The organism is Pseudomonas sp. NPDC012596, from assembly GCF_042902325.1.
Lineage (GTDB): Bacteria > Pseudomonadota > Gammaproteobacteria > Pseudomonadales > Pseudomonadaceae > Aquipseudomonas.
This window is the reverse complement of record NZ_JBIBEB010000024.1, coordinates 1-23,469: the sequence shown is the minus strand read 5'-3', so window position 1 is coordinate 23,469 and position 23,469 is coordinate 1. Positions and strand designations below refer to the sequence as shown.

Here is a 23,469-nt window from a genome sequence, read left to right as displayed (position 1 = left end):
GCGGCTAAAGCCGCTCCTACAGGTATCGCGCAACCCTGTAGGAGCGGCTTTAGCCGCGATGGGCCGCGCAGCGGCCCCAACAGCCCCGTATCAAAGCACCGCCTTGGGATACGACCCCAACACTTTGAGCCCCACAGCCTCCTGGCTGATCTGCTCCAACACCGCCTTGATCAGCGGGTCGCGGTGGTGGCCAACGAAGTCGATGAAGAACACGTAGGTCCACTTGCCGCTGCGCGACGGGCGGGTCTCGATGCGGGTCAGGTCGATGCCGTTCTCGTGGAACGGCACCAGCAGCTCGTGCAAGGCACCTGGCTTGTTGCTCATCGAAACGATGATCGAAGTCTTGTCGTCGCCGGTGGGCGGCACTTCCTGGCTACCGATCATCAGGAAGCGCGTGGAGTTGTCCGGGCGGTCTTCGATCTTTTCGGCCAGGCGAGTCAGGCCATACAGGTTGGCTGCCATATCGCCGGCGATCGCAGCCGAATTCCACTCACCCTTGACCCGTTTGGCGGCTTCGGCATTGCTTGAAACCGCTACGCGCTCGACGTTCGGGTAGTGCGCGTCCAGCCACTTGCGGCACTGGGCCAGAGACTGTGCGTGGGAGTAGATGCGGGTGATGCTGTCGGTCTTGGTGCTTTCGCCCACCAGCAGGTGATGGTGGATGCGCAGCTCGACTTCGCCGCAGATCACCATGTCGTGCTCGAGGAAGCTGTCCAGGGTGTGGCTGACGGCGCCCTCGGTGGAGTTTTCCACCGGCACCACGCCGAAGTTGACGGCACCGGCCGCCACTTCGCGGAACACTTCGTCGATGGCGGCCATCGGACGGCTGATTACCGCGTGGCCGAAGTGCTTCATCGCCGCAGCCTGGGTAAAGGTACCTTCCGGCCCCAGATAGGCGACCTTAAGCGGCTCTTCCAGGGCCAGGCAGGACGACATGATCTCGCGGAACAACCGCGCCATCTCTTCGTTGCCCAGCGGCCCCTTGTTGCGCTCCATGACGCGCTTGAGCACGGCGGCTTCACGCTCGGGGCGGTAGAACACCGGCTTTTCGCCTTCGGCCAGCGAGGCGGTTTTGACCCTGGCCACTTCCTGGGCGCAACGGGCGCGATCGCTGATCAGCTCGAGGATTTTCTCGTCGAGGCTGTCGATGCGCACGCGCAGCGCCTTGAGCTCGTGTTCGGACATCAGCCGTGCTCCTTCTCGAATTCGGCCATGTAGGCGACCAGGGCTTCAACCGAATCCAGGCCCAGGGCGTTGTAGATCGAGGCGCGCATGCCGCCTACCGAACGGTGGCCCTTGAGGTTGAGCAGGCCGCGGGCATCGGCACCGGCGAGGAAGGCCTTGTCCAGGCGCTCGTCCGCCAGGCGGAACGGCACGTTCATCCAGGAACGTGCGTTGACGCTGATCGGGTTGGTGTAGAAGTCGCTGGCATCGATGAAGCCGTACAGGCGCTCTTTCTTGGCGCGGTTGCGCTGCTCCATGGCCTCGACGCCACCTTGCTCCTTGAGCCACTCGAAGACCAGGCCCGAGAGGTACCAGGAATAGGTCGCCGGGGTGTTGTACATGGAGCCGTTGTCGGCCGAGACCTTGTAGTCGAGCATGGTCGGGCAGCTGCTGCGCGCGCGGCCGAGCAGGTCTTCACGCACGATCACCACCACCAGGCCGCTCGGGCCGATGTTCTTTTGCGCGCCAGCGTAGATCAGGCCGTACTGCGACACATCGATCGGGCGGGAAAGAATGTCGGACGACATGTCGACCACCAGCGGTACATCACCGGTTTCTGGCACCCAGTCGAACTGCAGGCCACCAATCGTCTCGTTGGACGCGTAGTGAACGTATGCGGCGTTTTTGGTCAGGCTCCACTCGTTCTGGCCCGGGATGGCCAGGTAGTCGTAGGGCTTGGCACTGGCGGCAACGTTGACATTACCGAAGCGGCGCGCTTCTTCGATGGCCTTTTTCGACCAGATGCCGGTTTCGATGTAGTCGGCGGTGCCGTTTTCCGGCAGCAGGTTCAGCGGAATTTCGGCGAACTGCTGGCTGGCACCACCCTGCAGGAACAGGACTTTGTAGTTGGAGGGGACGGACAGCAGGTCACGCAGGTCCTGCTCGGCCTTTTCGGCGATGGCCACGTAATCGTCGCTGCGATGGCTCATTTCCATCACCGACAAGCCCTTGCCACGCCAGTCCAGCATTTCGGCCTGGGCACGCTGCAGGACAGCTTCAGGAAGCGCGGCAGGGCCTGCGCAGAAGTTAAAGGCTCGTTTGCTCACATCCACTCTCGCTCTGCCAAATAGAACAAAATCATTTGTTGCAGGCCGCGCATCACCCTTGTGTGAGCGGCCCTGCCGGGCGGCTCCCACAAATGCCACCCACATAAACCCCACCTACAGAGGCGGGCCAGGCGTTGCCTGCTGTAATCAGTCAAACGGGGCGACCTTGGTCGCCCCGTTCGGGTTGTTGCACTTGCTTACTCGTGAGGTGCCTCTTCGGCGCCGGCACTGTCATCGTCCGCCGCTTCCGGGGCATCGGCCTCGACGCCCTCCTCGCCCGTCTCGATCAATTCGTCGAGCTCTTCCTCGGACGGCTCCTGGATACGCTCCAGGCCTACCAGGGTTTCGTCTGCGGCCAGCTTGATAAGCGTCACGCCCTGCGTGTTACGGCTCAGGCTGGACACTTCACCTACCCGCGTGCGCACCAGAGTGCCCTGGTCGGAGATCAGCATGATCTCTTCGCCTTCCTGCACCTGGATGGCGCCGATCAGCAGACCGTTGCGCCCCTTGGTACCCATGGCGATCACGCCCTGGCCGCCGCGCCCGCGACGCGGGAACTTGGACAGCGGGGTACGCTTGCCGAAACCACGCTCGGAGGCGGTGAGGATCTGCGCGCCGGACTCCGGAATCAGCATCGAGATGATCTGCTGCCCTTTGCCCAGCTTCATGCCGCGTACGCCACGGGCGGTACGGCCCATTTCGCGCACCACGCTCTCGGCGAAGCGGATCACCTTGCCGGCGTCGGAGAACATCATGACTTCCTTGGCACCATCGGTGATGGCCGCGGCAATCAGGGTGTCGCCTTCTTTCAGCTTCAGGGCGATCAGGCCGTTGGAGCGCGGACGCGCGAACTGCACCAGCGGGGTTTTCTTGACGGTACCGGATGCCGTGGCCATGAAGATGTACGCGCCAGTAGGTTCAGCCACCCACTCAAGGGTGTCACCGTCTTCTTCGTCAACTTCTTCGACTTCGACCACTTCGCCTTCGATCACGCCCTCGTCGCCGTCTTCCAGTTCTTCATCCGGGTCGGCGCTCTGCTGCAGGGCCTCGAGGTCGATCTGCAGCATGGCGGTGATGCGCTCACCTTCTTCCAGCGGCAGCAGGTTGACCAGAGGACGACCACGCGCAGCGCGGGAGGCTTCAGGAATTTCGTAGGTCTTCTTCCAGTACACCTTGCCCTTGCTGGAGAACAGCAACAGGGTGGCGTGGCTGTTGGCGACCAGCAGGTGTTCGATGTAGTCCTCGTCCTTCACGCCGGTTGCTGACTTGCCTTTGCCGCCACGGCGCTGGGCCTGGTACGCGGACAACGGCTGGGTCTTGGCATAGCCACCGTGGGAGATGGTCACCACGCGCTCTTCTTCCGGGATCATGTCGCCGTAGTTGAGGTCGTGGCTGGCATTGAGGATCTCGGTGCGGCGAGCGTCGCCGTATTCGGCACGGATCGCTTCGAGTTCTTCACGGATCACTTCCATCAGGCGCTGGGCGCTGCTGAGGATGCGGATCAGCTCACCGATCTGCTCGAGAATCTCCTGGTACTCGGCCAGCAGCTTCTCGTGCTCAAGGCCAGTCAGGCGGTGCAGACGCAGGTCGAGGATCGCCTGGGCCTGTTCCGGCGACAGGTAATACTTGCCATCGCGCAGGCCGAACTGCTCAGGGAGGTCTTCCGGGCGGCAGGAGTCGGCGCCGGCGCGCTCGACCATGACCTGCACGGCGCTGGATTCCCAGGCAGTGGAAATCAACGCTTCCTTGGCTTCCGACGGCGTCGGCGAGGCCTTGATCAGGGCGATGACCGGGTCGATGTTGGACAGCGCAACTGCCTGGCCTTCAAGGATGTGGCCGCGTTCGCGGGCCTTGCGCAGCTCGAATACGGTACGGCGGGTCACCACTTCACGGCGGTGACGGACGAACGCTTCGAGCAGGTCCTTGAGGTTGAGCAGGCGCGGGCGACCGTCGATCAGCGCCACGACGTTGATACCGAAGACGCTCTGCAGCTGGGTTTGCTGGTAGAGGTTGTTGAGCACCACCTCCGGCACCTCGCCGCGGCGCAGCTCGATGACGATGCGCATGCCGTCCTTGTCGGACTCGTCGCGCAGCTCGGTGATGCCTTCGATCTTCTTCTCTTTGACCAGCTCGGCGATCTTCTCGATCAGGCGGGCCTTGTTCAGCTGGTACGGCAGCTCGGTGACCACGATCTGCTGGCGACCACCGACTTTGTCGATGTCTTCGATCTCGGAGCGCGCACGCATGTAGATGCGGCCACGGCCGGTGCGGTACGCCTCGATGATGCCCTGGCGGCCGTTGATGATGCCGGCAGTCGGGAAGTCCGGGCCAGGGATGAACTGCATCAGCTCATCGATGGTGACGTCCGGGTTGTCGATCAGCGCCAGGCAGCCGTCGATGACCTCACCGAGGTTGTGCGGCGGAATGTTGGTCGCCATGCCCACGGCGATACCGCTGGAACCGTTGACCAGCAGGTTGGGGATGCGGGTTGGCATGACCGCCGGGATCTGCTCGGTACCGTCGTAGTTGGGCACCCAGTCGACGGTTTCTTTGTGCAGGTCGGCCAGCAGCTCGTGGGCCAGCTTGGACATGCGCACTTCGGTGTATCGCATGGCCGCGGCGTTGTCGCCGTCCACCGAGCCGAAGTTGCCCTGGCCGTCGACCAGCAGGTAGCGCAGCGAGAACGGCTGGGCCATACGCACGATGGTGTCGTAGACCGCAATGTCGCCGTGCGGGTGGTACTTACCGATCACGTCACCGACCACACGGGCGGACTTCTTGTACGGTTTGTTCCAGTCGTTGCCCAGTTCGCTCATCGCATAGAGAACGCGACGATGCACGGGCTTCAAGCCGTCACGCGCATCGGGCAGCGCTCGCCCGACAATCACGCTCATCGCGTAGTCGAGGTAAGACTGTCTCAGTTCGTCTTCGATATTGACCGGGAGGATTTCTTTGGCCAGTTCGCCCATGAGAAGCCTGATTCCTTTTTCTGGTGAAACTTCGCAGCTCCATCAAGGGCCGAACGAAGCTCGCCGCCGCAGCGCATAGGGGTGCGACGACTTACGACAAATCAATGAGTTGTGCCATGGATCTGCGCAAAATTAGCCGCCGTGATGGGCGGTCTTGGAAACTGCCGGATGTTATCACAAAGGCAGTGGCGGTGGGGAGATGTGGCAGGTTGCCTAAAGCGGCATCACGCTAAAGATTTTCGACGCCTGTGCCGGCCCTTTCGCGGGGCAAGCCCGCTCCCACAGGTTATCGGATGGCCTGGAAGGCTGCGGGGTGCTTGTGGGAGCGGGCTTGCCCCGCGAAAGGGCCGGCACAGGCAAACATCAATGCAACCGCTTGCGACACATCAACTGCGCCAATTTGGCGGTATCGGGCCGTTCAACGACCCCTTTCTCGGTCACGATCACGTCGATCAGGTCGGCCGGGGTCACATCGAACACCGGATTGAACACCTCGACATCTGCCGCCACACGGGTGCCGGCGTAATCGAGCAATTCATCCGCGTCACGTTCTTCAAGCGGAATGTCGTCGCCCGTCGCAAGGTTCAGGTCGATGCTGGTGCTCGGCGCCACGACCATGAAGCGCACCCCGTGGTGCATGGCGCTCACCGCCAGCTGATAGGTGCCGATCTTGCTGGCCACGTCGCCGTTGGCAGCAATGCAGTCGGCCCCTACCACCACCCAGGTGATGCCCTTGCTCTTCATCAGGTGGGCCAGCGCCGAGTCGGCGCACAGGGTCACCGGGATGCCTTCATTGGCAAGCTCCCAGGTTGTCAGGCGCGAGCCCTGCAGCCAGGGGCGGGTTTCACCGGCGTAGACCCGCTCGACCATACCCTCCAGGTACCCCGCGCGGATCACCCCCAGGGCAGTACCGAAGCCGCCGCTGGCCAATGCGCCGGCGTTACCGTAGGTCAGCAAGGTTTGCGCATTGCCCTGATGGCGGCGGATCAGCTCGATGCCGTACTGGGCCATGGTCAGGTTGGCTTCACGGTCGCTTTCATGAATGGACACCGCTTCAGCCTGCAGCGCTGCCAGCACGTCCTCATCGGGGCGCACACGCTGCAGGCGCTCACGCATGCGGTTAAGCGCCCAGAACAGGTTGGCCGCCGTGGGGCGCGCCTCGGCCAGGCTGAGGAAGTCCTCCTCCAGGTCCATTTCCCAATCGCCACCCTCGGCCAGGCGCTCTTCGAGCGCCAGAACCAAGCCATAGCCGGCCGCAATACCGATGGCCGCCGCGCCGCGCACAGCCATGTCGCGGATAGCCGCCACCACCTGCGCAACATTGTCGCAGGTCAGCCAGCGTTCTTCCGACGGCAGCAGACGTTGGTCGAGCAGGTGCAGCGCGCCGTCGTGCCAGCGAATGCCGGTCACCTTCTCCGCCGCCAAAAGTTGCTCGCGCATCGCCTCTCCCCGTGGTTCGGATATCAAAAGCCCGCGATTATAGCGACCATCAGCCTCGGGCGCTCGGGTATACTCCGGCGCAATTCGTACAAGTTTCAGAGGACTGTTCAATGAGCAACGTCGACCACGCCGAAATCGCCAAGTTTGAAGCCTTGGCGCACCGCTGGTGGGATCGCGAGAGCGAGTTCAAGCCGCTGCACGATATCAACCCGCTGCGCGTCAACTGGATCGACGAGCGCGTCAGCCTGGCCGGCAAGAAGGTGCTGGACGTTGGCTGCGGCGGCGGGATCCTCAGCGAGGCGATGGCCCTGCGCGGCGCCACCGTCACCGGCATCGACATGGGCGAAGCACCGCTGGCCGTGGCCCAGCTGCACCAGCTGGAATCGGGCGTGCAGGTTGAATACCGGCAGATCACCGCCGAAGCCCTGGCCGAAGAAATGCCAGAGCAGTTCGACGTGGTCACCTGCCTGGAAATGCTCGAGCACGTGCCTGACCCGTCCTCGGTCATCCGCGCCTGCTACCGCATGGTCAAGCCGGGCGGCCAGGTGTTCTTCTCGACCATCAACCGCAACCCGAAGGCCTACTTGCTGGCCATCGTCGGCGCCGAGTACATCCTCAAGATGCTGCCGCGCGGCACCCACGACTTCAAGAAATTCATCCGCCCGTCCGAACTGGGCGCCTGGAGCCGCGTTGCCGGCCTTGAAGTCAAGGACATCATCGGCCTGACCTACAACCCGCTGACCAAGCACTACAAGCTGAGCAGCGATGTGGACGTCAACTACATGATCCAGACCCTGCGCGAGGAATGACCATGCGTTTGCGAGCAGTACTCTTCGACATGGACGGCACCCTGCTCGACACGGCGCCGGACTTCATCGCCATCTGCCAGGCCATGCTCGCCGAGCGCGGCCTGCCCGCCGTTGACGACAAATTGATCCGCGACGTGATCTCCGGCGGCGCCCGGGCGATGGTTGCGGCCACCTTTGCCATGGACCCGGACAGCGAGGGCTTCGAAGCCCTGCGCCTGGAGTTCCTCGAGCGCTACCAGCGTGACTGCGCCGTGCACAGCAAGCTGTTCGACGGCATGGCCGAACTGCTGGCCGACATCGAGAAAGGCAACCTGCTGTGGGGCGTGGTGACCAACAAGCCGGTACGCTTCGCCGAACCCATCATGCAGCGTTTGGGCCTGGCCGAGCGTTCGGCCTTGTTGATCTGCCCGGACCACGTGAAAAACAGCAAGCCAGACCCCGAACCGCTGATTCTGGCCTGCAAGACCCTGAACCTGGACCCAGCCAGTGTGCTGTTCGTCGGCGACGACCTGCGCGATATCGAGTCTGGCCGCGATGCCGGCACCCGCACGGCGGCGGTGCGCTACGGCTATATTCATCCAGAGGACAACCCGATCAACTGGGGCGCCGACGTGGTGGTGGACCACCCGCTGGAGTTGCGCAAGGTGCTCGACAGCGCCTTGTGCGGCTGCTGATCCTGTAGGCGCGGGCTTGCCCGCGATGGGGTCGTATTTGCTTTAAAGAACACAGGGAAACTTCAATGTTCGACTACACCGCCCGCCCTGACCTGCTCAAGGGCCGCGTCATCCTGGTCACCGGTGCCGGCCGCGGCATCGGTGCCGCCGCCGCCAAGGCCTATGCCGCCCTGGGCGCCACCGTGCTGCTGCTGGGCAAGACCGAGGCCAACCTGAACGAGGTTTACGACGAGATCGAAGCCGCCGGCCACCCACAGCCTGTGGTCATCCCGTTCAACCTGGAAACCGCCCTGCCCCACCAGTACGACGAACTGGCGGTGATGGTCGAGGACCAGTTCGGCCGCCTCGACGGGCTGCTCAACAATGCCTCGATCATCGGCCCGCGCACGCCGCTGGAGCAGCTTTCGGGCGACAACTTCATGCGCGTGATGCACATCAACGTCGACGCCACGTTCATGCTGACCAGCACCTTGCTGCCGTTGCTGAAGCTGTCGGAAGACGCCTCGGTGGTGTTCACCTCCAGCAGCGTCGGGCGCAAGGGCCGTGCTTACTGGGGCGCCTACGGGGTTTCGAAGTTTGCCACCGAGGGCCTGATGCAGACCCTGGCAGATGAACTGGAAGGCGTAGCACCCGTGCGCTCCAACAGCATCAACCCAGGCGCTACGCGCACGGCGATGCGGGCACAGGCCTACCCGAGCGAGAACCCGCAGAACAACCCGCTGCCGGAAGAGATCATGCCGGTGTACCTGTACCTGATGGGGCCGGACAGTACCGGGGTGAATGGGCAGGCGTTCAACGCCCAGTAAAGGTTGAGAGCGTCGGGGTCGCTTCGCGACCCCAAGCTTTTCAACCCGCAGCCAACGCCGGGCGCATCCGCCCTTGCTGGCGCCCTTCCATCTGCATGCACCGCTCCAGGAACAGGTACATGCAGTCGTAGCTCTTGCAGACCGCCCTGCGCAATTCATTGCGCAACCCTTGGGTCGGGTTCTCGCCGGCCAGGGTGCAAATGATTTCCAGCGCCTCCCACGGGTGGGAATCATCATACTGCGCATGCATCTTCAGCCACTTCATGGCGCGCTTGCGCTGGTCTTCCGGGAAACCCATGGCATAGGTGTCTTCAGCGCAGACCACCGCCGACCACTCCCCCGTCGCCCCTTCGATGGCGTAGTTGGTGGCCGCCATGGCGATTGCCAGCGACTCGGTGGTACATACCCGCCAGCACCAGTCGTTGAGGCCATTGAGCTCTGCCGGCACTTCCTGGGACTGCAGCTCATGCAAGTGGATGCCATGCGCATGGCACCAGTGCACCCAATAGTCGGCATGGTTGAGCTCGACGCGGATATTGCGCATCAGCCAGCGCCGCGCCATGTCTTCGCCGGGGTGGCGAGCAAAGCGGGTTTTGGTCAGGTTGTGCGCCATGTACAGCGAGAACTGCTCGACCACCGGCCAGCCGCCGATCAGGTACTGGCGAATGGTCGCCTGGCGCAGCTGGCCGTCGCGCAAGCGCTGGTAGAACTCATGCTCCACGACGCGTCGCTTGCTCTCGCGACAATCCTCGATCAGCTGCTGGGCCCATTGGGGGTAACTGGCGGGGTCCATCAGCGGCCCGATACGAACGAATGCATCAATCACGTTTCAGCTCCTTGATCCTTGTGATTTTGCCGACGCTTGTTCAGCGAAAGGTTCCAGGCGCCCGATGCAGCAGGGGCCGTGCAGCAATCCGTTGGCGCTGCAGACTGTCGCAGGTGAACACCTGCGGTCGTTCGATCAGATAGCCCTGGGCGTAGTCCACGCCGATCTCCTGCAAGGCCTGCTCGATCAACGGTGTTTCGACAAACTCGGCAATGGTCCGCTTACCCATTACGTGGCCGATGTGGTTGATCACCTCGACCATGGCCCGGTTGACCGGATCATCCAGCATATCTTTGACAAAACTTCCGTCGATCTTCAAGAAGTCGACGGGTAAATGTTTCAAATAAGCGAATGACGACATTCCGGCACAAAAGTCGTCCAGCGAGAACCTGCAGCCCAGCCCCTTCAATTCGTTGATGAATCGGATGGCACTGCCGAGGTTGGCAATGGCACTTGTTTCGGTGATCTCGAAGCAAATCAGCCGCGGTGGGATGGAATATTCGACGAACAGCCGTTGCAGGTAGTCGAGGAACTTGTCGTCACCAATGCTCGACCCGGACAAGTTGATCGCGCACATCGACAGCGGCCCCTCGCGCTGCTCGTCCAGGCACTGGCGAATAACCTGGAACACATTGCGCACCACCCAGCGGTCGAGCGCGGTCATCAGGCCGTAGCGCTCGGCTGCCGGGATGAAGCTGTCGGGCAAGATGGTGCGGCCGCTTTCATCGTGCAGCCGCAACAGAATCTCGATGTGGCCCTGCCCTTCGATGGCGGTAAGCGGGGCGATTTCCTGGGCATACAGGCAAAAGCGGTTTTCTTCCAGGGCCACATGCAAGCGCTGGATCCAGGCCATTTCGCCGAAACGCATGGACAGCTCGCTGTCGTCGGCGTGGTACACCTGCACACGGTTGCGGCCCTTTTCCTTGGCCATGTAGCACGCCATATCCGCCGCGCGCAGGGAGGCCTCCAGTGTCGAGGGCGCCTGCGCCATGTTCACCAGCCCGATGCTGACGGTGGTCACGAACGGCCTGCCCTTCCACACGAAATGCAGGCTCTGCACGGCCTGGCGCAAGCTCTCGGCGATGCGCTCGGCCTGCTCGGGCGGGCAGTTCTCCAGCAGCACGCCGAACTCGTCGCCACCCAGGCGCGCCAAGGTATCCCCCTCGCGCAGCCCGGATTGCAGCACGGCGCAGATATGCCGCAGCAGCTCGTCGCCAGCGGCATGGCCGCAAGTGTCGTTGACCAGCTTGAACTGGTCGAGGTCGAGGAACATCAACGCATGACGCCCGGCCTGACGGGCCAGGGCGTTCAGCGCCTGCTCCAGGCGGTACTCGAATTCGCGGCGGTTGGCCAAGCCTGTCAGGGCGTCGTGGGTGGCCTGCCAGGACAGGTTGGCGATGTACTGACGCTCCTGTGTCATATCGTGAAGCACCAGGACAATGCCCGCCATTTGCCCGTCGTTGATGATGGGCGAACCCACCAGGTTGATCGATACCGTGCTGCCATCCAGGCGCTGGATCAGCCGCGCATGTTCCGCGCCGCCCTTGAGGCTGCCGCTGAGCACTTGCTCGAGCAAGCTGCCGGTTTCGTTCTCGGCCTGCTCATCTACCAGGCTGAACAGCGCCGTGAGCGGCAGGCCCTGGGCCTGCCCGGCCTGCCAGTGGGTGAGTTGTTCGGCCGCCGGGTTCATGTAGCCGATACAGCCATCGACATCGGTGGTGATCACCGCGTCGCCGATCGCCTGCAGGGTAATCTGCGCGCGCTCTTTCTCTTCCTGCAGGGCACTGGCGAACGCCTGGCGCTGCGCCAGCAGCTTGCTCGAACGGCGCCAGGCGATGGTGATCAGGAACAGCGCTGTCAGCAGGTTGGTGATCAACAGCACCCGCAAGAGCATCCTCGAGCCCTCGCCCAAGGCATCGCTGAAGGCCTTGGCCGCCGGCGTCACGCCCTCGTTGATGGCAACGATGCGCGCCCGCCACTCGCTGACCTGGCGGGGGCTGGCCTGGCCCTTGGCAAAGCCTTCGCGCATGTCATTGGCCAGCACATCCAGCTGGCCGAGGTAGTCATCACCGATGTTCCAGTAGGCAATCGCCGTCTGCATATAGCTGATCTGGCTGAAGTTGCGATAGAACCAGATGATGCGGTCGACGTCGTCTGGGTGGTTGCCACCTTGCAGCACGGCCTGGCGCGCGGCCTCGAGGTCCGGATCGGGCTGGTCGAGCACCTCGCGCAACTGGTGGTCGCCCTGGGGCACGCTGATGACCTGGCGATAGCGCTGGTAGGCACTTTCGTCGCCGCTGTCGGCATACAGGTTGAGGTAATAGATGGCGTCTTTCTGGGCCTTGGACCACAGACTTTCGCCCGCGACATAAGCCCGCACAGCCGACAGCGCATAAAGGCTGAGACTGCCCAACAGGACCTGGAAGACTACAACGGCGATGAAGGGCCAGATGATACCCAGCAACCTTGGCGCCTCTAGCGTGCGATTTCCCTTCATGAAGTCCCTGTCACAGAGCAGATAAGGCTCGAATCAACCCAGACAAGCACAGCGTAGGCCATCTGCCATCTATGTGGAGGGGTTTTTTATGATACCGATCTGGATGCTCGGTTGCCTGCGCTGGCCTATCGCCGGCAAGCCGGCTCCCACAGGTGTGGCGCAGTGCTCAAGGGCAGCGCTGTGCATGTGGGAGCCGGCTTGCCGGCGATGGGGCCAGCGGGAACAACAACTGGGTCAGGTCTGCTGCAAATGCCCATACAGCTTGGCATACAGCCCACCGTCGGCAATCAGCTGCTGATGGTCGCCGTCCTCGGCCACATGCCCGCCATCGAATACCAGCACCCGGTCAGCCTGCTTCACCGCCGACAGGCGGTGGGCGATGATCAGCGTGGTGCGGCCATTGAGGAAGCGCGCCAAGGCCTGGTGCAGGTTGTACTCGGTCGCGGCATCCAGTGCCGAGGTGGCCTCGTCGAGGATCACCACTTTCGGCTCGGCCAGGACCATACGGGCAATTGCCAGGCGCTGGCGCTGGCCGCCCGACAAGCGCACACCCGAACGCCCCACTACGCTGTCCAGCCCCTGCGGCAAGGCGGCAATGGTGGCATCCAGCTGGGCGATGCGCAGCGCCTGCCAGCACGCTTCGTCCGTGCAGTCGCGGCCCATGGTGAGGTTGGCGCGCACCGTGTCGTTGAACAGCGAAGGGTGCTGCAGCACCACCGCAACGTTCTCGCGCAGGGTTTCCAGGCCAATTTCCTGAAGGCTGGCACCGCCGAAACGGATGGTCCCGGCCTGGGCACTGTAGAGGCCCAACAACAACTGCACCAAGGTGCTCTTGCCGCCGCCGCTGGCGCCGACGATGGCGACCTTCTCGCCAGGGGCGATAGACAAGTCAAGCTGGTCCAGCACCGGCTCGTCGGCGTAGGCGAAGCGCAGGTCGCGCACCTCGATGCCCACCGTTTCACGGCCGGCGAACGGGTCGCTGGCAGCCGGGTATTGCGGCTCGTCATCACGCGCCAGCAACTCGTTCAGCCGGCTCAGCGCACCACCCGCAGCGTAATAGGCGTACTGCAGATTCAGCAGCTGTTCGACCGGGCCGATCATGAACCACAGGTAACTGAACACGGCGAGCATCTGCCCGATCGACAAGTCGGAGAACAGCACCGTGAGCATGGCGGCAGCGCGAAAGATATCGATACCGAACTGGAACAAGAGGCCACTGGCGCGGCCACTGGCGTCGCTTTTCCACTGCGAATCAACGGCGTAATCGCGTACTTCCCGGGCACGCACGCCAAGGCGGCCGAGGAAATACCCCTGGCGGTTGCCGGCGCGGATCTCCTGGATGGCATCGAGGGTTTCCGCCAGCGCCTGGGTGAACCGCGAGGTGCTGTCGTTCTCGAGCTTTTTCAGGTGTTTGACGCGTTTGCCCAACTGCACGGTGAAGTAGATCACCAGCGGGTTGAACAGCAAGATCAGCATAGCCAGCTGCCAGTGCATCCAGATCAGGATGGCCGCCGTGCCGGTCAAGGTCAGCATGGCCACCAGGAAGCGGCTGAGGGTTTCGCCGACAAACTTGTCGAGGGTATCCAGGTCGGTGACCAGGTGCGTGGTCACCGTGCCGCTGCCAAGGCTTTCGTATTCCTTGAGCGAGATGCGCTTGAGCCGCTCGATCAGGCGAATGCGCAGGCGGTAGACGATGTCCTTGGCAAGGCCCGCGAAGAGCTTGGCCTGGACCACGTTGAACGCCAGCGCGAACAGGCGCAGGCACAGCGTGACCACCAGCATCAGGCCGATGTAACCGGCCGCCACCTGCCAGCCGTCCGGGAGCAGGTGGTTCATGAACTTCAAGGCGGCATCACCGTTGCCGAGCAACACTTCGTCGACCAACAAGGGCAGCAGCAACGGGATCGGCACGCTGCAGCAGGCGGCAAGCACGGCGACCAGGTTGGCAGTCCAGAGGTTTTTCTTGTGGTGCAGCGCCAGGCGGCGGATTTCTGCCCAGCTCAGGCGATCAGGCACAGCAGCGGGCTTCCCTGGCACAGGGTCGGGCGACCCTGGCACATCAAGCACAGGCGGCCTGCTGCAGCCAGCGGCCTAGCAAGGGTTGCAGGCTGCCAAGCGGCTGGTAGCCATTGGTCAACAGGGCCAGTTGGCCGTTGCGCTCGGCCAGCAGGGTCGGGAAGCCGGCAATGCCCAGGCCCTGCGCCCAGCTGAAATCGGCCGCGGTGGCGGCGCGGGTATCGGTGCGGGTCAGGGCGTCGGCGAAGGCTGCGCGATCGAAGCCGGCCTGCTCGGCCAGCTCGACCAGCCGGGGTGCGGTGGTAACGTCCAAGCCCTGCTCGTAGAACGCACCCTGGATCAGCTTGAGCAGCGGCCAGACGCGCTCGGCGTCCAGCTCGCGGGCGGCAACCAGGGCACGGCAGGCGGGCTCGGTGTCGTAGACGAAACCATCGGGCATGGCGCCTTCGAAGCGGAACGGCTGGCCGGTGGCCTCGGCCACGGCCTGCCAATGTTCGAGGATGTACTTGCGGGTTGAGGCATCCAGCGGGGTGCCACCGCTGCGCAGGCCACCGGGCACCAGCTGGGTGGCCACGCCCGCTTCACGCGCCTGGGCGATCAGGGCCTCGGCCACCGGTGCGAAACCCCAGCACCAGGAGCACATCGGGTCCATCACATAGAGCAGGCGTGCAGTCATGCATCAGGCCTCGGCTTTGTAGTTGTAACCGATCGGGTGCGGCAGGTTGCGGGCCTTGGCCAGCTCGATCTGCTTCTGCCGGTCGATGGCGCTGCGCCGGGTCTTCTCGCTCAGGCTGTCCCAGCAGTGCGGGCAGCTCACGCCTGGCGAATAGTGTTCGGACGCGCGTTCCTCTGCATTGATCGGGTGGCGGCAGGCGTGGCACTGGTCGTACTCGCCTTCGCTCAGGTCATGGCGCACCGTGACGCGGTTGTCGAAGACGAAGCAGTCGCCGTCCCACAGGCTTTGTTCCTGAGGCACTTCCTCGAAGTATTTCAGGATGCCACCCTTAAGATGATAGACCTCCTCGAAGCCTTCACCGAGCATGTAGCTGGAAGCTTTTTCGCAACGGATGCCGCCGGTGCAGAACATGGCGACCTTCTTGTGCTTGCTCGGGTCGAAGTTGGCCTTGATGTACTCGGGGAACTCGCGGAAGGTCTCGGTCTTGGGGTCGATGGCGCCCTTGAAGGTGCCGATGGCCACTTCGTAGTCATTGCGGGTGTCGATCAGCAGCACTTGCGGGTCGCTGATCAGGGCGTTCCAGTCCTTGGGCTCGACGTAGGTGCCGACCGCCTGGTTGGGGTCCACGCCCGCGACGCCGAGGGTGACGATCTCTTTCTTCAGTTTGACCTTGGTGCGGTAGAACGGCTGCTCGTCGCAGTAGGATTCCTTGTGGTCGATATCGACCAGGCGCGGGTCGTTGCGCAGCCAGGCGAGCAGGCCGTCGATGCCTTCGCGGGTGGCCGAGACCGTACCGTTGATACCTTCGTTAGCCAAAAGCAAGGTGCCTTTGACGCCGTTGTCGGCCATGGCCTTGAGCAGCGGCTCACGCAGCTCGACGTAATCTTCCAGGGTGACGAACTTGTACAGCGCCGCCACGACGATGGGTTGGGACATTCAGGTGGATCTCCAGGTGGGTGCCCTCGTAAGGGGCGGACCGGGGTGGACATGAAACAGGGGGCTGCTGTGCAGCCCATCGCAGGCAAGCCAGCTCCTACAGGGCCAGCACAACCTTTGCGGAATGCGCTGTACCTGTGGGAGCCGGGCTTGCCGGCGATGGGCCGCGCGGCGGCCCCCTTGGGATGTTGCGGATTGTACCAGAATGACGGAAAGGATTCAGTGCTTGCCGCCACCTGCACACACCGGTGAAGCCGGTGCAGCGCCTACCTTGGCCCATTCCTCGGCCGTGTAGGTGTGAATCGCCAGGGCGTGGATTTCGCCCATCAGCTCACCCATGGTGGCGTAGACCTTCTGGTGGCGCTTGACGCTGTTGAGCCCGGCAAACTGCTCGCTGACGATCACTGCCTTGTAGTGGGTTTCCTGGCCACGGCTGTGCATGTGGCTTTCGTTGAGCACTTCAAGGTGTTGCGGCGCCAGTGCGGCCAGCTGCTGCTCGATGCGTTGCTGCATGGTCATCGGGTATTACTCACTTCTTCGCCGGGGCAGCGGCCTTGCCGGCGTTAGGGTCAAGTTCCTTGGTCATGTCCTCGAGCAGCTTGTTGACCACCGGTACCGCAGGCTCCAGGCTTTGCTGGGTCAGCTGGGCCGACTGCTGGGTAACCTTGGGCATCTCGGTGAGGACTTTCTTGCCCAGCGGCGACTCGTAGAACTTGACCAGGTCCTTGAGCTCCTGCTCGGTGAAGGTCTGGGTATACAGGTCGACCATCTTCGGCTTCAGCTTGTTCCAGCCGATGGCGCTGTCCAGCGCGGCGTTGGCCTTGGCCTGGTAGCTCTGCAGAACAGGCTGCTTGGCGGCCGGGGCCTTGGTCTGGGCAAAGCGCTGGGCGAACATCTGTTGGACCTGCATGTACACCGGGGTGCCCAGCTTGTCGGCGTGGGCCAGGGTCAGGAATTTCTCGGCGGCAGCGTTGTGGCTGGCGGTGGCAGCGAGTACCTGGCCGCTGGCACAGGCCAGGGCAACGGCAGCACAGAGGACACGGAGACGGGTCATTGCATTTCCTTCAAGAGGGGGAGGCGGTACCTCAGAGTAGAGCATTCTGCTCCTGCGAAGGCGCAGCGCTCAAGTGGCACGACGAGCGAATGAACCGCTCGTTCGCATGAGGGCCTAAACTGCTGATTCTGACTGACAAAGGAGTGAATGCAGCATGAGCCGTATCGAGACAGACAGCCTGGGCGCAGTCGAAGTTCCTGAAAACGCCTACTGGGGCGCGCAGACCCAGCGCTCGCTGATCAACTTTGCCATTGGCAAGGAACGCATGCCGCTCGCGGTGCTGCACGCCCTGGCTTTGATCAAAAAAGCCGCTGCACGCGTCAACGACCGCAATGGCGACCTGCCGGCGGACATTGCCCGGCTGATCGAGCAGGCCGCCGACGAAGTGCTCGACGGCGAGCATAACGACCAGTTCCCGCTCGTCGTCTGGCAGACCGGCAGCGGCACCCAGAGCAACATGAACGTCAACGAAGTGATCGCCGGGCGCGCCAACGAACTGGCCGGCCAGGGCCGCGGCGGCAAGGCGCCGGTGCACCCCAACGACCACGTCAACCGCTCGCAGAGCTCCAACGACTGCTTCCCCACCGCCATGCACATCGCCGCTGCGCAGGCGGTGCATGACCAACTGCTGCCGGCAATCGCCGAGCTGTCCTCGGGGCTGGCCGAGCTGTCGGCGCGCCACCACCAGCTGGTCAAGACCGGCCGCACGCACATGATGGATGCCACACCCATTACGTTCGGCCAGGAAGTGTCGGCCTTCGTCGCCCAGCTCGACTACGCCACGCGCGCCATCCGCGCCACCTTGCCGGCCGTGTGCGAACTGGCCCAGGGCGGCACTGCCGTGGGCACCGGGCTGAATGCCCCGCAGGGTTTCGCCGAAGCCATCGCTGCCGAGCTCGCCGCCCTCTCCGGCCTGCCGTTCGTCACAGCGCCCAACAAGTTCGCCGCCCTCGCCGGCCATGAACCGCTGACCAGCCTGGCGGGCGCGCTCAAGACCTTGGCGGTGGCGTTGATGAAAATTGCCAACGACCTGCGCTTGCTGGGCTCCGGGCCGCGCGCAGGGCTGGCCGAAGTGCGCCTGCCGGCCAACGAGCCGGGCAGCTCGATCATGCCGGGCAAGGTCAACCCGACCCAGTGCGAAGCGCTGTCGATGCTGGCCTGCCAGGTGCTGGGCAACGACGCGGCAATCGGCTTTGCCGCAAGCCAGGGGCACTTGCAGTTGAACGTGTTCAAGCCGGTGATCATTCATAACCTGTTGCAGTCGATCGAACTGCTGGCTGATGGCTGCCGCAACTTCCAGCAGCACTGCGTGGCGGGGATCGAGCCGGATGCCGAGCAGATGGCGGCGCACCTGGAGCGCGGGCTGATGCTGGTCACGGCGTTGAACCCGCATATTGGCTATGACAAGGCGGCGGAGATTGCCAAGAAGGCTTACAGCGAGGGCAAGACCCTACGCGAGGCTGCGCTGGAATTGAAGTACCTGACCAATGAGCAGTTCGATGAGTGGGTAAGGCCGGAGAACATGCTGGCGCCCGGTGGCAAGGGCTGATTGATCGGCTGGTACTCAACGCCCTATCGCCGGCAAGCCGGCTCCCACAGGCACTCCACAGTCTTCAATTACGTGGTGATCCTGTGGGAGCCGGCTTGCCGGCGATAGGGCAGGAACAGGTTATCAACCCATCTGCGCCAAGCGCGCCCTCCTCGCTCGCCACCCGGCCATCAGCGATGGCCCCAGGGCCACCAGCGACGAGCCCAGCACCACCGTCACCGCACCGACATAGCCCAAGGCATTGATGTCCTCGGCCTGCACGTAGTCCGGCCACACCCAGGCCGCCAGCGCCACCGCGACAAAGGTCACCAGCGGCGTCAGCGCCAGCGTGGCACTCACCCGCGAGGCCTCCCAATGCGCCAGTGCCTCGGCAAACGCCCCATAGGCCACCAGCGTGTTCAGGCAGCAGGCCAGCAGCAACCAGCCTTGCAACGGGGTCAACTGCAGCGCTTCCAGCGGGTGAACCCATGGCGTCAGTAGCGCCGCGCAACACAGGTAGATCACCATCATCACCTGCTGCGAATGCCACACCGTCAGCAGTTGCTTCTGGCTCAAGGCATAGAACACCCAGATGCTGGTGGCCAGCAGGATGGTCAGCACCCCGGTGGTGTAAGCGCCCAGCGAGGTGAGAAGCTCTTCCAGGCGCTGGTTGAAGAACAGGCCGAAACCGCCCAGTAGAACCACCAGCCCCAGGCCTTGGCCCAGGCTGAAGCGCTCCTTGAACACAAAGACGCTCGCCACCAGCAACAGCACCGGGCCCAACTGCACCACCAACTGGGCGGTGCCAGGGCTGAGCAGGTTGAGGCCGACCAGGTAGAGCACGTAGTTGCCCATCAGCCCGCAGACGGCTACGGCCACCAAGCCCTTGCCCTTGCCCCCCAGCCTGGCGAACGATGGCAACTGCCGCTTGGCCGCCAACCAGGCGAACAGCAGGCTGCCAGATACCAGCAGGCGGTACCAGGTGACGGTAACCGGGTCGACCACCTGCAACACCTGCTTGAGCTTGATCGGCAGGATGCCCCAGAGCAGCGCTGTGAGCAGCGCCAGCAGCAGGCCGTGGACCCAGCGCCCGGAAGTGATGTGCATAAAACCCTCGATCGTGCCCGTGGTGGGGGAGCCTGGATTCTACGGGCTTGCTGCCTGCCACCGGGGGAAAAACCAAGGAAAAGAATTCATCAGGTCATTACGCAGCGGCATGGCTCACTTCTTGTGCTTGGCAAATGCCGCCTCGAGCGCCTCGTTGATGGTGCGCAGCACCTTCACCCGCGCCCAGCGCTTGTCGTTGGCCTCCACCAGCGTCCATGGCGCGATTTCGGTGCTGGTACGGTCGACCATGTCGCCCACCGCATCGACATACAGGTCCCATTTATCGCGGTTGCGCCAGTCGTCCTCGGTGATCTTGTAGCGCTTGAACGGGATCTGCTCACGCTCCTCGAAACGCTCAAGCTGGGTCTGTTGGTCGATGGCCAGCCAGAACTTGACGACCACCACGCCGGCGTTTACCAGCTGCTCCTCGAAATCGTTGATTTCGCCATAAGCGCGCATCCAGTCGGCCGGGCTGCAGAAGCCTTCGATGCGCTCCACCAGCACACGGCCGTACCAGGAGCGGTCGAAGATGGTGAACTTGCCGCGCGCCGGGATATGCCGCCAGAACCGCCACAGGTAGGGCTGAGCACGCTCCTCTTCAGTGGGCGCGGCAATCGGCACGATGCGGTACTGGCGGGGGTCGAGCGCAGCGGCGACGCGGCGGATCGCCCCGCCTTTACCTGCTGCATCGTTACCCTCGAAGGCTGCCACCAGGGCATGCCGACGCATGTGTTTGTGGCGCAGCAGGCCGGCCAGGCGCGCCTGCTCGGTCACCAGTTGCTCCTGGTAGTCGTGCTTGTCCAGGCGCAGGGTCATGTCCAGCGCGCCCAGCAGGCTACGCTGGTCGATGCTGCGCCCCAGCGGCGCGATGTTGCCCTGGTGCTTGCCCTTGGGGTTCACGGCCAGCGCGGCCTGCAGGCTTTCGAGCAGGATGCGGCCCACGGCCAGGCTGCGGTAGTGCGGGTCGGCACCTTCGACGATGTGCCACGGCGCATAGTCGCGGCTGGTGCGGCGCAACACGCGCTCGCCAAAGCGCACGAAACGGTCGTAGGTTTGCGACTGCTGCCAATCCAGCGGGCTGATGCGCCAGCTGTGCAGCGGGTCGTCCTTGAGCGACTTGAGCCGCGCCTTCATCTGTTTCTTGGACAGGTGGAACCAGAACTTGATGATCAGCGCGCCCTCATCGCACAGCATCTGCTCCAGGCGTTCGGCACCGGCAATGGCCTGGTCGAGCACGGCATCCTTGAACAACCCGTGCACCCGGCCCTGAAGCATCTGGCTGTACCAGTTGCCGAAAAACACCCCCATCCGCCCCTTCGGCGGCAGCGCCCGCCAGTAGCGCCAGGCCGGTGGCCGGGCCAGCTCTTCGTCGGTCTGCTGGTCGAAGGTGAGCACGTCGATCATGCGCGGGTCCATCCACTCGTTGAGCAGCTTGACCGTCTCGCCCTTGCCGGCACCTTCGATGCCATTGATCAGCACGATCACCGGGAAGCGCGACTGTTGCTTGAGTTCGTACTGGGCTTCGAGCAATGCCTCGCGAAGGGCGGGCTCTTCTGCCTCGTAGGTTTCCTTGTCGATGCTGTGACCGATTTCGGCGGATTCAAACATGCACTGGCTCCTTCAATGGATAAGCAAGACTAGCGGATTTGTGATCGGCCTGTAGCCCTGCGCAAAACCTGCAGATGACATAAAATCGCTCATCCGCTGCAACCGAGCCAACCATGTCCACCCTCCTCCAGCATGCCCAGATCGACTGGGACGACCAGGGCCGCCCACATTCGCGGCAGTACGACGACGTGTACTTCGCCGTCAACGAAGGCATCGAAGAAACCAAACATGTCTTCCTCGGCCAAACCCGCCTGGCCGAGCGTTTCACCGCCCTGCCCCCGCACGCTTGCCTGGTCATAGGCGAAACCGGTTTTGGTACCGGCATGAATTTTTTCTGCGCCTGGCAATTGTTCGACGCCCACGCCCACGCCGACGCCCGGCTGCATTTTGTAAGCGTCGAAAAATACCCGCTCGGCTACGACGACATGGCCCGGGCGGTACGCCTGTGGCCAGAGCTGGCCGCCTATACCGAGCCACTGCTGGCGCAGTACGTGGCGGTGCACCCAGGGTTCCAGCAGTTCACGTTCGCCGACGGCCGCGTCACCTTGACCCTGTTGATTGGTGACGCGCTGGAACAGTTGCCGCAGCTCGATGCGCCCATCGATGTGTGGTTTCTCGATGGCTTCGCCCCGGCCAAGAACCCCGACATGTGGACCCCTGAGCTGTTCGCACAACTGGCACGGCTGTCGCACTCAGGGACCGTACTGGGCACTTTCACTACCACCGGCTGGGTGCGACGCAGCCTGGTCGAGGCCGGCTTTGCCATGAAAAAGGTGCCGGGGATCGGCAAGAAGTGGGAGGTGATGAGCGGCATGTACACGGGGCCGACACCCTCGCATCAATACCTGCCTTGGTATGACCGCCCGCGCAGTGATCAGGGCCCACGCCAGGCGCTGGTGATCGGTGCCGGGCTGGCGGGCAGCTGCACTGCCGCCAGCCTGGCTCGGCGCGGCTGGCAGGTGACCGTGCTGGAGCGCCACGACGCACCTGCACGCGAAGCCTCCGGCAACCCTCAGGGCGTGCTGTACCTCAAGCTGTCCGCGCATGGTACGGCCTTGTCGCAAATGATCCTGTCTGGCTTCGGCTACACCCGACGCCAACTGCAGCAGTTGCAGCGCGGGCACGACTGGGACGACTGCGGCGTGCTGCAACTGGCCTTCGACAGCAAAGAGGCCGAGCGCCAGGGCAAGCTCACCGCGGCCTTCGACAGCGGCTTGCTGCGCGCCCTGGGGCGCGAGGAAGCCGAAGCGATTGCCGGAATCGCGCTGCCTGTGGGCGGGCTGTTTTACCCGGAAGGCGGCTGGGTGCACCCGCCGGCGTTGTGCCAGGCGCAACTGAAGCACCCGAATATTCGCCTGCTGGTCCACCAGGACGTGCTCGAACTGCGCAAGGCAGATGGCCTGTGGCAGGCCTGGGGTGGCGAGCGGCTGTTGGCCAGCGCCCCGATGGTGGTGCTGGCGGGGGCGGCCGATGTGAAGCGCTTCGAAGCCTGTGGGCAACTGCCGCTCAAGCGCATACGTGGGCAGATCACCCGCCTGCCGTCGACCGAGGGCAGCCGGGCGCTGCGGACCGTGGTGTGTGCCGAGGGCTACGTGGCGCCGCCGCGGGGTGACGAACATACGCTGGGCGCCAGCTTCGACTTCCACAGCGAGGACCGGGCGCCGACCGTGGCCGAGCACCAGGGCAACCTGGCGCTGCTGGATGAAATCTCCACAGACCTGGCCCAGCGCCTGGGTGCTGCAGCGCTCGACCCTGAGCAGTTGCAAGGTCGCGCGGCGTTTCGTTGCACCAGCCCGGATTATCTGCCGATTGTCGGGCCGGTTGCCGCCCCCGCCGAGTTTACCGAGGCCTACGCCGCGCTGGGCAAGGACGCGCGCCAGGTGCCCGACGTGCCCTGCCCTTGGCTGGCAGGGTTGTATGTGAACAGCGGGCATGGCTCTCGAGGGTTGATCACGGCGCCGATTGCAGGTGAATTGATTGCAGCCTGGGCCAGCGGTGAGCCGCTGCCGCTGCCTCGGGCGGTGGCTGAGGCGTGTCATCCGAATCGGTTTGGGTTGCGCAAGTTGATTCGGGGGAAGTGATGGATTCGGGTTTAAGGAATGGCATGGCGGGGTTAGGGCGTGATGCCTGGTGCAGGTCGGGAGGTATTAAGGGCTCTTGAGATCGAGCGCCGCCCGCGCGGCGCATCGCGAAGCGCTTGCCTTGAGATCTTCAGCGCCCTTGAGATCGAGCGCCGCCCGCGCGGCGCTTCGC

Annotated in this window: 18 protein-coding genes; 5 read left to right on the top strand and 13 right to left on the bottom strand. The window is 63.7% G+C overall.

The annotated features are described in order from the left end of the window. Positions 1-90 precede the first annotated feature (90 nt). The 4 genes from pheA to mtnA all read right to left on the bottom strand — a co-directional run bounded on the left by pheA (position 91) and on the right by mtnA (position 6,679). The gene (gene pheA, locus ACFY68_RS23695) at positions 91-1,185 is read right to left on the bottom strand and encodes a prephenate dehydratase (RefSeq protein ID WP_346615926.1); all 1,095 of its coding nucleotides are present in this window, start codon (positions 1,183-1,185) and stop codon (positions 91-93) included. After that, positions 1,185-2,270 carry a 3-phosphoserine/phosphohydroxythreonine transaminase gene (serC, locus tag ACFY68_RS23690; protein WP_346615925.1) on the bottom strand — a complete coding sequence of 362 codons (1,086 nt, stop codon included), beginning with the start codon at positions 2,268-2,270 and terminating at the stop codon, positions 1,185-1,187. The genes pheA and serC overlap by 1 nt, the downstream gene beginning before the upstream one ends. 197 nt (positions 2,271-2,467) lie before the next feature. Next, on the bottom strand, positions 2,468-5,239 hold the full coding sequence (gene gyrA / locus ACFY68_RS23685) for a DNA gyrase subunit A (protein WP_387532437.1): 2,772 nt from the start codon (positions 5,237-5,239) through the stop codon (positions 2,468-2,470). Between the two features lie 363 nt (positions 5,240-5,602). Continuing rightward, positions 5,603-6,679: an S-methyl-5-thioribose-1-phosphate isomerase gene (gene mtnA, locus ACFY68_RS23680; RefSeq protein ID WP_346615685.1), complete on the bottom strand. Its 1,077-nt coding sequence runs from the start codon at positions 6,677-6,679 to the stop codon at positions 5,603-5,605. A gap of 110 nt (positions 6,680-6,789) precedes the next feature. Here mtnA and ubiG point away from each other — a divergent pair, with 110 nt between their 5' ends. From ubiG to ACFY68_RS23665, 3 genes are all read left to right on the top strand, one after another. Next, positions 6,790-7,488, top strand: a complete 699-nt coding sequence (ubiG, locus tag ACFY68_RS23675; RefSeq protein WP_346615684.1) for a bifunctional 2-polyprenyl-6-hydroxyphenol methylase/3-demethylubiquinol 3-O-methyltransferase UbiG — start codon at positions 6,790-6,792, stop codon at positions 7,486-7,488. 2 nt (positions 7,489-7,490) lie between these two features. After that, complete coding sequence (gene mupP / locus ACFY68_RS23670) at positions 7,491-8,162, top strand: N-acetylmuramic acid 6-phosphate phosphatase MupP (RefSeq protein ID WP_387532433.1); 672 nt, start codon at positions 7,491-7,493, stop codon at positions 8,160-8,162. 65 nt (positions 8,163-8,227) lie between these two features. Further along, positions 8,228-8,968 (top strand): YciK family oxidoreductase, encoded by a 741-nt coding sequence (locus ACFY68_RS23665; protein WP_346615682.1) that lies wholly within the window; start codon positions 8,228-8,230, stop codon positions 8,966-8,968. 40 nt (positions 8,969-9,008) lie between these two features. On the opposite strand, the gene ACFY68_RS23660 is transcribed toward ACFY68_RS23665, so the two are convergent. The 7 genes from ACFY68_RS23660 to ACFY68_RS23630 form a co-directional block, all read right to left on the bottom strand. After that, a complete protein-coding gene (locus ACFY68_RS23660; protein WP_346615681.1) occupies positions 9,009-9,794 on the bottom strand; it encodes an iron-containing redox enzyme family protein in 786 nt (261 codons plus the stop codon). A gap of 40 nt (positions 9,795-9,834) precedes the next feature. Further along, positions 9,835-12,291: an EAL domain-containing protein gene (locus ACFY68_RS23655; protein ID WP_387532428.1), complete on the bottom strand. Its 2,457-nt coding sequence runs from the start codon at positions 12,289-12,291 to the stop codon at positions 9,835-9,837. Between the two features lie 234 nt (positions 12,292-12,525). Beyond that, complete coding sequence (locus tag ACFY68_RS23650; protein ID WP_387532425.1) at positions 12,526-14,358, bottom strand: ABC transporter ATP-binding protein; 1,833 nt, start codon at positions 14,356-14,358, stop codon at positions 12,526-12,528. Continuing rightward, on the bottom strand, positions 14,351-14,983 hold the full coding sequence (locus ACFY68_RS23645) for a DsbA family protein (protein WP_387532422.1): 633 nt from the start codon (positions 14,981-14,983) through the stop codon (positions 14,351-14,353). The genes ACFY68_RS23650 and ACFY68_RS23645 overlap by 8 nt, the downstream gene beginning before the upstream one ends. 3 nt (positions 14,984-14,986) lie before the next feature. Further along, positions 14,987-15,919: a rhodanese-related sulfurtransferase gene (locus ACFY68_RS23640; protein WP_387532419.1), complete on the bottom strand. Its 933-nt coding sequence runs from the start codon at positions 15,917-15,919 to the stop codon at positions 14,987-14,989. A 219-nt stretch (positions 15,920-16,138) separates the two neighbouring features. Further along, positions 16,139-16,438, bottom strand: a complete 300-nt coding sequence (locus ACFY68_RS23635; RefSeq protein WP_346615676.1) for a BolA family protein — start codon at positions 16,436-16,438, stop codon at positions 16,139-16,141. Positions 16,439-16,448: 10 nt separating this feature from the next. Next, positions 16,449-16,973, bottom strand: coding sequence for a DUF2059 domain-containing protein (locus tag ACFY68_RS23630; protein ID WP_387532416.1), 525 nt, complete (start codon positions 16,971-16,973; stop codon positions 16,449-16,451). 154 nt (positions 16,974-17,127) lie between these two features. Between ACFY68_RS23630 and ACFY68_RS23625 the strand changes: the two genes are divergently transcribed. After that, the gene (locus ACFY68_RS23625) at positions 17,128-18,522 is read left to right on the top strand and encodes a class II fumarate hydratase (RefSeq protein WP_387532413.1); all 1,395 of its coding nucleotides are present in this window, start codon (positions 17,128-17,130) and stop codon (positions 18,520-18,522) included. 123 nt (positions 18,523-18,645) lie between these two features. Here the strand turns inward: ACFY68_RS23625 and ACFY68_RS23620 are convergent, their stop codons facing one another. Beyond that, complete coding sequence (locus tag ACFY68_RS23620; protein WP_387532411.1) at positions 18,646-19,608, bottom strand: DMT family transporter; 963 nt, start codon at positions 19,606-19,608, stop codon at positions 18,646-18,648. Between the two features lie 114 nt (positions 19,609-19,722). After that, positions 19,723-21,216 carry a polyphosphate:AMP phosphotransferase gene (gene pap / locus ACFY68_RS23615; protein ID WP_387532408.1) on the bottom strand — a complete coding sequence of 498 codons (1,494 nt, stop codon included), beginning with the start codon at positions 21,214-21,216 and terminating at the stop codon, positions 19,723-19,725. A gap of 113 nt (positions 21,217-21,329) precedes the next feature. On the opposite strand from pap, the gene mnmC reads away from it, so the two are divergent. Further along, entirely contained in the window at positions 21,330-23,297 is a 1,968-nt protein-coding gene (gene mnmC, locus ACFY68_RS23610) for a bifunctional tRNA (5-methylaminomethyl-2-thiouridine)(34)-methyltransferase MnmD/FAD-dependent 5-carboxymethylaminomethyl-2-thiouridine(34) oxidoreductase MnmC (RefSeq protein WP_387532405.1), read from the top strand. The last annotated feature ends 172 nt before the right edge of the window (positions 23,298-23,469 follow it).